10 protein-coding genes are annotated in these 13762 nt (G+C 56.0%); 3 read left to right on the top strand and 7 right to left on the bottom strand.

All coding sequences use genetic code 11. The features are described from left to right. Positions 1–76: 76 nt before the first annotated feature. From HNV11_RS11125 to HNV11_RS11105, 5 genes are all read right to left on the bottom strand, one after another. Positions 77–796 carry an ABC transporter ATP-binding protein gene (locus HNV11_RS11125; RefSeq protein WP_171739733.1) on the bottom strand — a complete coding sequence of 240 codons (720 nt, stop codon included), beginning with the start codon at positions 794–796 and terminating at the stop codon, positions 77–79. Positions 797–878: 82 nt separating this feature from the next. Then, positions 879–2324: a TolC family protein gene (locus tag HNV11_RS11120; protein WP_171739732.1), complete on the bottom strand. Its 1446-nt coding sequence runs from the start codon at positions 2322–2324 to the stop codon at positions 879–881. 2 nt (positions 2325–2326) lie between these two features. Continuing rightward, positions 2327–3583, bottom strand: a complete 1257-nt coding sequence (locus HNV11_RS11115) for an efflux RND transporter periplasmic adaptor subunit (RefSeq protein WP_171739731.1) — start codon at positions 3581–3583, stop codon at positions 2327–2329. Between the two features lie 170 nt (positions 3584–3753). Then, complete coding sequence (locus tag HNV11_RS11110) at positions 3754–4260, bottom strand: VIT1/CCC1 transporter family protein (RefSeq protein WP_171739730.1); 507 nt, start codon at positions 4258–4260, stop codon at positions 3754–3756. Between the two features lie 234 nt (positions 4261–4494). Continuing rightward, positions 4495–5241, bottom strand: coding sequence for an SGNH/GDSL hydrolase family protein (locus HNV11_RS11105; RefSeq protein WP_171739729.1), 747 nt, complete (start codon positions 5239–5241; stop codon positions 4495–4497). 172 nt (positions 5242–5413) lie between these two features. Between HNV11_RS11105 and HNV11_RS11100 the strand changes: the two genes are divergently transcribed. Beyond that, entirely contained in the window at positions 5414–6019 is a 606-nt protein-coding gene (locus HNV11_RS11100) for an RNA polymerase sigma factor (RefSeq protein WP_171739728.1), read from the top strand. Continuing rightward, complete coding sequence (locus HNV11_RS11095; RefSeq protein WP_171739727.1) at positions 6009–7610, top strand: hypothetical protein; 1602 nt, start codon at positions 6009–6011, stop codon at positions 7608–7610. Before HNV11_RS11100 ends, HNV11_RS11095 begins: the two co-directional genes overlap by 11 nt. Positions 7611–7691: 81 nt before the next feature. Here the strand turns inward: HNV11_RS11095 and HNV11_RS11090 are convergent, their stop codons facing one another. Together HNV11_RS11090 and HNV11_RS11085 are read right to left on the bottom strand one after the other, a co-directional pair. Continuing rightward, positions 7692–10163: a glycoside hydrolase family 2 TIM barrel-domain containing protein gene (locus HNV11_RS11090; RefSeq protein WP_171739726.1), complete on the bottom strand. Its 2472-nt coding sequence runs from the start codon at positions 10161–10163 to the stop codon at positions 7692–7694. A gap of 164 nt (positions 10164–10327) precedes the next feature. Then, positions 10328–12733 carry an ABC transporter permease gene (locus tag HNV11_RS11085; RefSeq protein WP_171739725.1) on the bottom strand — a complete coding sequence of 802 codons (2406 nt, stop codon included), beginning with the start codon at positions 12731–12733 and terminating at the stop codon, positions 10328–10330. Between the two features lie 289 nt (positions 12734–13022). Here HNV11_RS11085 and HNV11_RS11080 point away from each other — a divergent pair, with 289 nt between their 5' ends. Continuing rightward, complete coding sequence (locus HNV11_RS11080) at positions 13023–13718, top strand: 3-keto-disaccharide hydrolase (protein WP_171739724.1); 696 nt, start codon at positions 13023–13025, stop codon at positions 13716–13718. Positions 13719–13762 lie beyond the last annotated feature (44 nt).

Here is a 13762-nt window from a genome sequence, read left to right as displayed (position 1 = left end):
CTTGGAGATCAATGATGAATGATAGTAGCTAAATAACTTAACGTGTGGCTTTGGATTTACTGAGAGTAATTCGCATTTATCGTTCATCATCCATCATTACTTTTTTACCCTCGCTTCCCAGCACACTGTCGCCCACAACCGCCCCGTCGAACAGCCGAACCAGTCGTTGCGTCCTTTTGGCCATTGTTTCGTCGTGCGTCACCATCACAATCGTGCTGCCGTCGGCCTTCAGCTGTTGAAGAATGTTCATGATCTCAGTACCCATTGCGCTGTCGAGGTTACCCGTCGGCTCATCGGCCAGGATAATGTCGGGCCGACCGACGATGGCCCGGGCGATGGCCACCCGCTGCTTCTGCCCACCCGACAACTGGCTCGGGAAGTGCTTCATGCGGTTGCTGAGTCCCACCCGTTCCAGGGCTTCACCCGCCAGTTGTCGGCGCGAAGCTCCAGTGGCGTCACCTTTCCGGTAGAGCAGCGGAATCTCCACATTATCGAGCACCGACAAATCATTGATCAGATGGAAGCTCTGAAAGATGAACCCGATCCGCTGGTTGCGGAGCCGGGCCAACTCTTTGTCGCGATACTGCGTAACGGCCTGGCCACTAATCTCGACCTGTCCCTGGCTGGGTGCGTCGAGCAGACCCATCAGGTTCAGCAGTGTGGACTTGCCGCAGCCGCTTGGCCCCATGATGGAGATAAACTCGCCTGCCTGGATATGCAGGTTAAGGCGGGTCAGCGCCAGCGTTTCGATGCTGCTGGTGCGGTAAACTTTTTCGATGTTCTTAAGCGTGATCATGGTTATCTGGCTTGGGGCAGAGGGCCTGGAGCAGAGGGCTCAGAGTATCTATTTACCCCTTGCACCTGCCCTGTGCCCTATTCTATTTAAGTTTCTGGTTTGTTTCAAAATCATATAAGGTGAGCAGACGCAGCGTGTAATAAGCCTGCCAGTAGTCCCGCAGGGCGAGGATGGCATCGCGCCGGGCGCGGTCCTTATCCTGGGTAGCAATGCCCAGATCCGTTACGCTCAGGTCGCTGAGTTTGAAGCGCTCTTGGGCAATCTGGTAGCGATTCTGAGCGATCTGATCGGCTTCGGCGGTTAGCTTTACCTGCTGGCGCAGCATCTGAATGAGCGTCACCTGCGTATAAATCTGCTGTTCGAAATTCCGTTTGGCCTGCTCAACCGTCTGCACGGCCAGTTGCTGATTTGCATAAGCCGTTTCGGTGCGGGCCTGCGCCCGTCCCCAAGTCATGACCGGAATGGTAAACCGGATTTCGACGAACTCCCGATCCTGCGGTCGCACGTATACATCGCTGGGCCGGACACCCCGGTTCGACAGGCCAAAATCGGCGTTGAGCATAGCGTTGAGACCGTTTTCTTTCCGGGCCTTTTCTACGTCGCGGTCGGCTTCGAGCTGTCTACGCTGGAAGGCAATGGCGTCGGACCGATTGGCGAAGGCTTCGGCCAGCGCCTGGTTAATATCGATGCCAAACAGGCTGAGCTGGGTCGGCACGGCCAGTTCCAACCGGTTGTTATCCCGCGAGCCGACGTAAGATTTTAATTTCAGCGAGGACACTTCCGCCGTTTGCCGCGCCGAAGTCAGATCTTTCTGCGCATTCAGCACACTCAGCTGCAATTGGAGCAGATCATTCCGCGAGATTTTGCCCAGCTCCAGCTTGTGCTCGGCAATTTTATACAGCGTATCGTTATTTACCCGGTTGGTTTCGGCAATCTGCAGGTTCACCTGCGCCACCAACAGGTCAAAATACAAGCTCGTCGCGTCCAGTGCAACCTGCTCCATCGTTTCGATGTACTGCTGGTTGCTTTCGGCATACCGCAGCGGCTCGGTCCGCCGATCCCACTTCATCTGGTTGAACCGAAACAGCGGCTGGCTCAAGCCCACAGCGAAGGGAATGCCGTTGTACAGCGTACTGCGGTTCAGGAAATTGTCGAAGCGCTGAAGCTGCTGCTGCACGTAAATCGAGCCGCCCGTTAGGGGAATATTCTGGCTCAGCGACAGACTCAGCACGGAATTATTGTTCGATACCGGCTGAAAGGCGATGGTTCCGTCGGGCTGGATGACCTGCACGAACGACCGGGTGAAACTGGGCAGCGACCCTTCCAGACTTAGTTGCGGTTTAAAATCGGCCAGAAACGTGCGGTATTTCCAGTAGTTTGTTTTCCGGAGCGTAGCCGCCTGCTTTCCCGCAATCGACTGCTCCCGCGCCAGTTGCACCACTTCGTCGAGGGTAAGCCTCTGGGACTGGGCCGCTGTTTTGTACCCGATGAGCGTTAGCCAGAAAAGCCAGTATAAGGTTGTTCTCATGGTCAGGGTTTCGGGTCGATGGTGAGCTGATTCAAATGTTCGTACTCGCTCAGATCGGTCAGAATGACCCGGTCGCCTACCTGCACCCCACTTTTGATTTCCACCCAGTCGAAGTTCGACAGACCCAGTTCGACTTCCCGCCGACTGGCCTGATTTTCGCCTGTCATGACGAACACAAACTGCTTCCGCTTGCCCTTAAACGCTGGTCCATTGGCAACCCGCACGGCCCGCGCTACGCGGTTCGTAACGATGAATACTTCGACTTTCTGATTAGGACGTAACGACGAATGATGATTGTCGTCCAGTTGCACGGCAAACTGCACTACGCCATTCTGAACCGCCGGCTTCACCTGCGTAATCAGTCCGCGCAGGGCTGTCTCGTTTACTTTAACAATGACCGGCAGGCCCGTTTTCACCTGCTCGGCATAGATATCGGAGCAGGAGGCTTCGACCCGAAAACTGCCCAGATCGGCCAGCCGGGCCAGTATTTCGCCTTCATTAACGGCCGTGCCAATGTGCTCGTTGACCCAGGTCAGCACCCCCGGCCGGTCAGCAATAATATCGGCCTGACGTAACTTCTGCGCCAGTTCGTGTACGTTCTTTTCTTCGATCTGGGCCTGCAGGGCCGACTCCCGCAGACTCGCCCCCATCGACTGACGGTTGTAGGACAGATCGTTTTCAAGCTGCTGTTTCTCGAGCTCAGCAATTTTCAGGTCGTTCTCCGCCTTCGTTACGTCCTCCTGCGTGCTCCCCCCTACCCGCTGCAACCGACGGGTATCGTTCAGTACCGCCCGCAGCCGATTGATGTTAAGAGATTTGATTTTGTCTTTGATGTCGGCATCATAGAAGTCCTTGTCCAGCTTCATTCGCAGTTGATCGACACCGTTCCGTTTCAGGGCCAGTTTGTCCTGCATCCGCTCGTATTCGATCTGCGTCATGGATTTGTCCAGCTCGAGGATCGCCTGACCGGGCCGTACACGCGTGCCGGGGGTGAGCAGCACCCGCCGGATGCTGGCCCGAATCGGACTGGCGATGATCTGCTCGAAGGCCGGGACCACTTCGCCGGTTGCGTTGAGCGTGTTTTCAACGGGGCCCACCTGCGCCATCGCCGTCCGGATTCGAGTGGCTTCGACCGACGTTTGCAGCAGCGACTGCAGCCCGATGATGGCAGCGAGCAGGCCTGCCGCCACGGCTACGCCAATCAGCCAGCTTTTTCGGCGGGTTTGGGAAATTAGTTCTGGGGCTAATTCTCGGTCCATGGCATTGGTTCGTTCGCATACAAATAAGCCAAACGACGTGCCAGGAAATAATCAACTCACTACCAGTAGTTTATATAAAATATAAATTTTATACTCGTGCGAAATCGCACAATCGGTGCTAGTGCGCACAGCCTGATAATGCGAGCTTGAAGCCATAATGCCCTCGGCACTTACCCTCCGCCTAATTTGCCTAGCCAAAGCCCGATCATGAATACGATTCCTCCACCGATAATGACCTGCACGACCGTAGACGCCAGCGAAGACCGCATGTACTTATAGCGGATAAACGCAATGAATAGCAGTTCAACAAAGACGACCAGATAGGCAATTTGCAGGGCCAGCGATAGCGTTGTAATCAGAAATGGCAGGGTGTGAAGCATACCGCCGAGGGTGGTAGCCGCTCCCGTAATCAGGCCCCGGGCGAGCGGAGTTCCCCGGCCCGTAACGGTGCCATCGTCGGAGAGCGCTTCGGCCAGCCCCATACTAATTCCCGCCCCGATAGAAGCCGCCAGGCCAACGAAAAAAGCCGCGTGCGACTGGTTCGTGAGTTCAGCAGCGGCAAACAGCGGTGCCAGCGTAGAAACCGAACCATCCATCAGACCCAGCAAAGCGGGCTGAACTTTCTGGAGAACAAATGTATGGTCAGGATGGGTGGTTTCGCTGGAAGCATTGGTCATGGTTGTATCCGGCAGACAGCAACAGTTTTGCTATACAACGGCCGACAGTCTAAAGGGTTCAGGAATCCCGGACTTGTCACCACCCAAAAAAACGGTCCCCCCAAAAGCGGTAAGCTCCCGTAAAGACCGCGCTCCTCCTCTCTCACTAACTTATTTTTCGAACGAACGCCCTGAAACGCACCGTTTACGTCAACTGATTAGTAGTCTTACAGGCTAACGCCAGAGGACCATCGATTACGACCGACCTCCCGAACGAATCGCCACGATAGTTGGCGCAGCCTGATAGAAATCGAATAAGGCCCGACCTACCAGCTCATGTCCGATTGCGTTCAGATCGTCTTCGCTATCCGCCAGGAAATACTCTTCCCGGGGCTGAATAACCGTATCGGTATCAAATACGCTGAACGCCTGACGCTCTCCTTCCTCGATCAGCAACGCCCGCCCCTGTTGTCTGAGCCACTGCCGCACGGGTTCCTGCTGCGTAAAGGGGCTCATCAGCAAAACTTTATGCCGGTGTGGCCGCAGGGTAGTTAGCAGGTCGGCCAGTTCGTTCCGGACGGTCCGCAAGCGGGGCAGCTGGTTAATGGCCGCCAGACTCTTCAGCAGAAACAGCCGGGCCCAGGTTTTCCCCTGACGGATAGCGCGTTTCGGCCCGGCAACCGCCTGCAGGGAAGTCGGCAGCGACAGCAATCCGGTCAGATCAGCCTGCTCGCCAGACGAGCGAACAAACAGCGCCCCGAAGCCGGCCGGATGATCGACACACCCCTGCCCCGTCTGCACCACAATCAGATCGTACTGATCCAGTGGCAGTTGCGATAACGTAAGCCGCCCGGCCGACAGTGTCGCGTGCACGTACGCTTCGAGCTGAACCGATTGCCCTGACCGACTAATCTGCCGCCTAAAATGCTCCAGAAAACTAAGCCGCCCGGCTGTAAGCCCGTAGCCACTAACATGCCGGTCGCCGATAACCAGAATTTTCATTGGTGAAGTACCACTTACTATGCCTTTATTTACCTATACGCCCGTTTTAAGTTAAACGTGGCAGAAAACCATTAAAAAAAGCGAAGTTTTTGTAAATCGCTGGTGCAACGTTTTGCTACCTGTCGGCGTACCCGTATTGGTATGTAGCTACTCACTTTAATCAGAACAAACGTTGTTCAGGAAATCGCCCTCGTTCGCCGAAAATGACCTGACCAGTGTCATTCGGGCTTGCCGTGCCAACGACCCACGGGCGCAAAGGACGCTGTTCAAGCAGTTTTTTGGCTATGCCAAAAGTATCTGCCTGCGCTACACATCCAATCGGGAAGAGGCCGAAGACGTGCTGAACGAAGGCTTTCTGAAAGTATTTCAGCATCTGGATCGCTTCGACGAAACGCAGCCCTTCAAGGCCTGGCTACGCACCATTCTGGTCAATACCGCCATCAGCCACTACCGCCGGAACCAGCAGCTGGAGCAGAATACCAGCCTGGAGTCGGGCGGACAGGTGGCGTTCAATGACGATGTGGTGGACCAGATTGCCGCCGAAGAAATCCTGGCGCTCGTTCAGCAGCTAAGCCCAACCTACCGAACGGTGTTTATGATGCACGTTGTTGACGGATACAGTCTGCATGAAATTGCCGGGCTGCTGTCGCACAACGAAGCCACTGTTCGGTCCAATTATTCCCGCGCCCGCCAGAAATTACAGCAGATGATTCAGAAGGCGTATTCGTCCCACACAAATAACGGCCCTGGTGCCCCCATTGGATATTATGAAAACTGACCGATTTGCCGACATCATCCGGCGAAAGCTGGACAGTATCCGACCCGAGTTTGCCGATGAAGATTGGGAACGGATGCAGGCCACGATGCAGCAGGCTGGCCTCCCGCAGCAACTGCCCACTATCCCGCGACAACCGTTTGGTGGTTATGCCACCCACCTCGTAGCCGCCGGGACCATCGGCACTTTATTTTTCCTGACAACTACCCTCTGGCAACACTATGAATTGAAACATCTACGCGAAACCGTTCAGGCTACTCATCCGTCGGCTTCTGGTCAGCAACCCGGCGCTACCGAAGCTCCCCCAGCGGAAGTGAAGCCCGCAATGACCCCATCAGACGATCGGCGCCCGTCTGGAACGACAGCCTCGGCAACGACTCCGGCCGAACGTAATGAACCCGCCGTGGCTTCCTCTGATAAACGAGTGGTGAAACGCGATACGGTCTATATCACGCGCTACGTTTCCGTTCCGGCCCCGGCTTCGCAGTCTAGGCCAGATGTAGAGCGTCGTCCAGCTCCCCGTTCGGAACGTTACGCCACCACCGACCAGCCCGCAACTCCGGGCGCGTCGGTTGAAAGCCCGGCGGTACAGGCCTCTCAGCCAACGGTTAACCTGCCAGACCGGACTGCCCGCTCACCACTAACGTCAGATCGGGGCGGGCAATTAGGACGAAACAAAGGGAACCGCTCCGACTTGGTCGCTGCCGCGCCTTCTGGTCAGCGCGCACGTAATCGGCAGAACGCAGCAGGGGATTATAACCCTGCCAACCCAGTCTCAACACCCGACCGGTCGGGTCAGTCACAGCCCTCCCGTTCAGCATCGGACGCGGACGGAGCGGAACCTGCCGTTCCCACAGTAAGCTTTGAACGGGCGGCAAGCCGACCAATCCGTCTGGACACCGTGTACTGGGACGAATTGCTGGCTCGCCGGGCAAAACGCATGCGACCCGCCCGGGTTACGCTGGCAGGTGGACAGTCGCCCATTGGCCGCTCTATTGAGCCATTTTTGGTTCACTTTCGGGTTGGCCCAGGTGCCGAGGTAGCCCCGAAGATTATCAACGGCGGGGTTTATGCCGAACTGCTGGGCGGCAAGCATCTGCTGGTTGGCGCCGGTTTAAGCGTGGCTTCGTATGCGGGTGGCACCTTCCTTACCGATGAAGATTTTTATATGCGCACGCACCGCGATTTCCGGCGTGAATACGCACGAGGTATCGACCCCCGAAACCAGATTCTGAACATCAGCACGCGGACCACCCGCATTCAGGTGCCTCTTTATCTGGGGTACCGGATTCCGCTCAGCCAGACGCTGTCCCTGTTACCCACGGTCGGCACGAACCTGAATCTGCAGAGTAATGAACAGGTTACGTTCTATTACCGACAGCCGTTGCGGGGCGGTTTCGACGCAGCCAGCTACCGGCTTCCCTGCCGGGTTGATGCGTTCAATAACCTGACGCTGGCAACCGGGCTGGAATGGCAGCATAAGCACTGGGCTTTCCAGGCGGGGCCGGTTGCCTCGATGCCCACGCAAAACGATCGGAACTGGTACAAGGGAGCATCGGTCGGTTTACGCGGCCGGGTATTCTACCAGTTTTAATACTTAATATCTCTAAACGCGATACGGGGAAGCTGCTGATAGCTTCCCCGTATCGCGTTTAGAGCTTACGTACCCTGTTGGCTACCGGGTTCTGATGACTACCTCAGCGGGCTGTAATCCGGCGGCCGTAGCGGTTAGCGTGATCGTTCCCGATGTTGTCTGGGGACGAATAACGGCCAGACACCGCCCCCGGAACGTAGTCCGTTTCGGTTGCTGAAAACTGGCCATGTCCGTCGGGTTGGCATTACCGACGGCTGCCAGTTCACCCTTACCACTGACCTGAAACGAAACGGGTATGGCCACATCCGGAACAACCTGCCCATGGGCATCCACTACCTCGACGGTCACGAACGACAGGTCATTCCGGCTGGCCCGGATTGCCGCCCGGTCGGGGCTGAGCCGAAGCGCGTGGGCGGGACCCGCTGTAGCGAGTTCCACCGTTCCGGTTTCCAGGCCATTCTCCAGACTGACGGCCTTGAGCTGACCAGGCTGATAGGGCACCGTAAAGGAAGCTACGATGGAGCTGTCGGACAGCTTTCTTTCGCCAATCACCTTTCCATTCAACTCCAGGCGCACACCCGAACTGCGCGAGAAGACCCGAACCTCCAGCGGCTTTCCTTCGGCTCCCGGCCAGGTCCAGCTTTGCCGCTCATCAGGCCAGCCCCAGTTGGTTACGGTTTCTTTCAGGCCATCGGGAATTGGGCTATGAACGGCCATGGCGATCGGGCGGTTGCGCCAGACCACATCCCGGTAATACGACTGCGGTTTCTTGAATCCAGTCAAGTCCAGATCCCCGCAATAGGCATTAAACCACGGCCACGGCAGTACGGCCCGGGTGCTGTCTTTGTCGCCTTTCGGCTGAAGCAGCGAATGGCCGATTGCGGTCTCGCCTATATAATCCATAGCGGTCCAGACAAAGTCGCCGATGACGTACGGATGCGTTTCGACCTGCCGCCAGTTTTCAAAAGCCTCGCGGGCGAAGGTCTCCGAGCCCACCATTATCCGGTTAGGGGCCTGCAGATGGTCGGATTCGTAGCGTTTCCATTCGTAGTTGTAGCCGCCAACGTCCAGCAGTGCGAAGGCTTTTGCCGAGGCCGACCAGGGCGTTCCGGGCCGTTCCCAGAAGCCGCAGATCGCTTCCATGACCGGTCGGCTGGGGTCCAGACGATGAGCTTCGTCCACCATCCGGCGCGTAATGGCCAGCCCCGATGAGTCGGCCCGTTCGGCAATCTCATTCCCAATGCTCCAGAGGATAACTGACGGATGGTTTCGGTCCCGGCGAATCATAGCCTGCAGATCGCGCTGCCACCACGCATCGAAAAAGCGGTGGTAATCGTCCGGCTTTTTAGGCAGTCGCCACATATCGAACGCTTCGTCGATCACCAGCATGCCCAGCCGGTCGCAGGCGTCCAGAAATGCCGTCGAGGGCGGGTTATGGCTCGACCGGACGGCGTTGAAGCCGTTGGCTTTCAGCAATTCTACTTTACGTTCTTCGGCGCGGTCAATGGCTACGGCACCCAGCGGCCCATTGTCGTGATGGACGCAGCCGCCCTTCAGCAACACCCGCTTGCCATTCAGCGTAAACCCCTCCTGCGCATCGAACCGGATATACCGAACCCCAAACGGCACTTCGACACTGTCTACCTGCCGTTTACCGATCAGAACAGCGACCTTCGCCCGATACAAATACGGCGTTTCGGGCGACCAGAGCGTTGGAGCAGGCAACGTAACGGTCTGCTGAATCCCGGTTGACTGGGTGGTGGTTACGGTAGTCGGCTGCCGGCTTTGCCCAACTATCCTCCCGTCGGGTGTCAGCAGGATTGTTTGCAGAATAATGGGCGTGGCTGGTTTACGAGCAGCATCAAGGGTCGTCGTTACCTGCACCTGAGCCGCTCCGCCAGTGCCCTGCGTGGTCGTGATCGAAACGCCCCAGGGCGCTACGTGAACGGGTTCGGTAACCGCCAGCCAGACGTGCCGATAGATGCCCGAGCCGGTGTACCAGCGGGTATTCTTGCCTTCGTTTCTCACCCGAACGGCCACGACATTCTCCTGCCCGACCGGACGCAGATACGGTGTCAGATTATACTGAAACGGCGTGTAGCCGTAAGGATGATTGCCCAGATGATGGCCGTTTAACCAGACATCGGCGTTCATATAGACGCCATCAAACAGAATGGCAACGGTTTTGCCTCGTTCAGCCGGTTGGAGCCGGAAGCGTTTACGGTACCAGCGGGTGCCGCCCACCGCGTAGCCCGTTGACGTCGCCCCCGGACTAGCTTTGGCAAACGGCCCGGCAATGCCCTCGGCCCCCTGATTGGGCAGGTCTTCGATACTCCAGTCGTGGGGCAAATCAATCCGGCGCCAGCGGCTGTCGTCATAGTCCGGTCGCTGCGCTCCGGCCGCACTATCCGGCGAGATGCGCCAATCGAGGTCAAACAGGCAGGTTCGGGCCGAAGCTACCCCAGCAGAAACCTGACGTAATGCCGTGGCTTTTGGCTGCGCGAACGCACAACAGGCCCAGAGCAGGCCGCTAAAAAGAATCCAGATTTTCATTTGGTAGCTGACGTAACCACGCCAGACCTATTGTAGCCTGGCGTTGATCAGCTTTACGGCGCTGATGACGTCACCTCTCTAAGCAGACCACCAGCCCGACTCTACTAGTTACCGGCTTCTTTTTTTAGCAGAGGCACGTCTATAGTCTTCCCTCGAAAAGCTGGCTATTCGCTGCGTAGACTCCGGATGGGGTTCATCAGGGCAGCCTTTACGCTCTGGAAACTCACCGTCAGCAGGGCAATCCCGACCACCAAAGCGCCCGACAGCACAAACACGCCCCAATGAATGCCCGTCCGATAGGCGAAGCCATTCAGCCAGTTGTGCATGGCGTACCAGGCCACCGGCGAAGCAATCAGCAGGGCAATCAAAACGAGTTTCAGAAAGTCTTTGGAGAACAGCGTCACCAGGCTCAGCTCCGTCGCGCCCAGCACTTTGCGGATGCCAATCTCTTTCGTACGCTGCTCAGCCATGAACATCGACAGACCAAAGAGTCCCAGGCAGGAAATCAGCACCGCTACGCCCGCAAAGACGCTGAACAGCGTCTGCTGAGTGCGTTCGCGGGCGTAGAGCCGGTCGAAGCGCGTGTCCAGAAACTGGTAGTCGAACGGCCGCTCGGGAAAGAACTGCTTCCAGACTGCTTCCACGCGCTGAACCCCGACCGGAATATTGCCGGTGATGGGAATCGACAGCCAGTTCAGCGGCCGGGGCGACAGAATCATCGCAATCGCCGACATGCGCTGGTGCAGGGATTCAAAATGATAATCCTTCGTTACGCCGATGATCTGGCCTTTGGCTGGCCCATACTGAAATGATTTGCCGATGGCCTGTTCGGGCGTCCAGCCCAGCAGTCGCGCGGCTGTTTCGTTCAGAACCACCATCGACGTATCGGTTGAATAGGCCCGCGAGAAATTTCGTCCGGCAGCCATGCCAATCTGATACGTCGGAATAAAATCGTAGTCCACCCGCAGCCCCCGCAGGTTAATATTCACCGGCGCGAGCGTATCGCCTTTCATGGCCCGGGCCTCGTAGGAATCCAGCAATCGCCCCGACGGAATTCGCGAAGACCGACCCACTTCCCGCACCTGGCCGGTGCTTTTGAGCATCTGTTTAAGGGTTTCGTAATTCGTTGCCGAATCGCCAACGTCGGGCAGCAGCAGCATCTGGTCTTTCTGGTAGCCCAGTCGGTAATCCTGTATATAACGCATCTGATTGTACACCACCGCCGTGCTGATGATTAAGGCAATGGCAATGGCAAACTGCGTTACGACCAATACCTGCCGGAGTTTACCTGTTCGGATGGCCGACGCAACCTGTCCTTTCAGCACGCCAATTGGCCGGAACGAGGTCAGAAAGAAGGCTGGGTAGCTCCCGGCTACCAGCCCCGTCAGGAGTGTAATCACGAATAGAACAGTCAGAAATACCGGATCGAGCAGTTGGCTGAAGGCGAGTTGTTTCTGCGTAAAGTCGTTCAGCAGGGGCAACCCGATAAGCACCAGCCCGAGAGCGAGGACCAGAGCCAGCGTCACAACCAGTACCGACTCGCTCAGGAACTGCCCGATAAGCTGAGCGCGCAAGGCCCCTACAACCTTGCGCATCCCAACCTCCTTGGCCCGACCAGCCGAACGGGCCGTTGCCAGATTCATGTAGTTGATGCAGGCAATCAGCAAAATGAACAGGCCAATCACCGAAAATAGATACACGTACTTCATATCGCCGGTTGGCTCCACTTCCGAATCGGTGTGCGAGTACAGGTGAATGTCGGTTAGTTTCTGCAGGTTCAGCACCGACCATTCCGACGGGTTATGGCCGTCTTCTTTCGGCACAACTTTATTCTGAAAGGCCGGGAAAGCGGCTTCCATCCGATGTGGGTCGGCCCCCGGCTGCAGCAGCACGTACGTATTGAATGAGTTATTGCTCCAGTTGACCCGCAGGCCCTCGGCTCCATAGACGCGCGGATCGTTCAGTGTAGAGAACGACAGCAGAAACGACGGATGAAAATGAGCCTGTGCAGGCAGCGGTTCAAAGACCCCCGTAACAGTCAGGTCGTATTGATTTTCCAGCCGAACCGTTTTCCCAACCGGATTTTCGTTGCCAAAGTATTTTTCAGCCATCGGTCGGGAGAACATAATCGAGAACGGGTTCGCCAGCGCCTGATCAGGATTGCCGCTCACCAGGTTAAAGCTAAACACGTTGAACAGATTCGCTTCGGCGAAGAACAGGTCCTGCTCGTTGAACGAATGCTCACCGTACCGCAGCAGGCTATTGTTGTCCAGCGTGCGAACCACCTGCTCAGCTTCGGGAAATTCCTGTTTGAGCAGGGGTCCAAAGGGCGGAGCCAGCTGCGCCAGCCGCAGCGAGGGCGCTTTATCCGACGAAAGGAATGTCCGCGTTACGCGGTAAATCCGGTCGGCATGCTGGTTGTAGCGGTCATAGTTTAGTTCATCCCTAACGTAGAGAGCAATCAGCAGAAAACACGCCAGGCCAACGGCCACGCCAACAATGTTGATGAAGCTAAAGGCTTTGTGTTTGCGCAGGTTACGCAGGGTAATGAGCAGGTAGTTACGAAGCATGGCTAACGTTCGTCTGGAATCGGTCAACCTCCGTCAAATAACAGGCCAAGCTCACTAAACCGCTGAATATCAATAACATTTTCTCATAGACCTTATTACAATTCGTCCGCTAACGGACAGATGCCGTTCAGGAATGGACAGGTTTTTATGAAAGAGCAGGTTTTCATTCCTCACATCCGTTCCCCTACTGAAACGGCTTCCTTAAGAAATAAACCCTCAGTAGAAAGCCGGATATCAGTACTTTTCGACAAACAGCATATAGCAAAATCCTATGCTGTACAACCTACGTATGAAACGGTTACCTATTTTCCTGATTGCCGCGTTACTGTTCGCAGGTACAGTTGCCCGTGCGCAGCAAAACTCCCAGTGGACATATTTATTCGACGGCAAATCGGCCGAGCCGTTGCGAGGCTACAAAATGACGTCGTTCCCGACCGAGGCCTGGAAGATTGAAGATGGCGCCCTAGTCGCGCAAACTGGAGTGCCCAATATCGATCTGGTGACCAAGGAAAGCTATAAGAATTTCGAACTGGTCTTCGACTGGAAAGTGTCGGTGGCAGGCAATGGGGGCGTGTTTTTCTATGTCAACGAAGAAGCTGATAAACAGGCTGGAAACGGTAATAGCCCGAACTGGCTGGACAATTTTGAGATGCAGATTCTGGACGATATCAACTTCAATGACAAAGCCCCCATTCGCTCGGCGGGTTCGCTCTATGATCTGATCATTCCAACTAATAAACAACTGAAGCCGGTAGGCGAGTATAACCAGGCCCGGTTACTTGTCAATAACAACCACGTCGAGCACTGGCTGAATGGCCGTAAAGTGGTTGAGTACGAAATAGGCTCTCCCGAACTGAATCAGTTAATCAGCAACAGCAAATTTAAGAACAACCCCAAATTTGCGAAGTCCACCGACGGGCTGATTATGCTTCAGCATCACGGCCAGAAAATCTGGTTGAAAGATATTAAAGTCAGACGGTTGTAAGTCTCTGACACAGCCGTATCGACAAAGCAGAAAACCATCGTCTT

This window comes from Spirosoma taeanense (assembly GCF_013127955.1).
In the GTDB taxonomy this organism is placed as follows: domain Bacteria; phylum Bacteroidota; class Bacteroidia; order Cytophagales; family Spirosomataceae; genus Spirosoma; species Spirosoma taeanense.
Note: the sequence above shows the minus strand (reverse complement) of the source record. Positions and strands in the feature narration are given on the sequence as shown.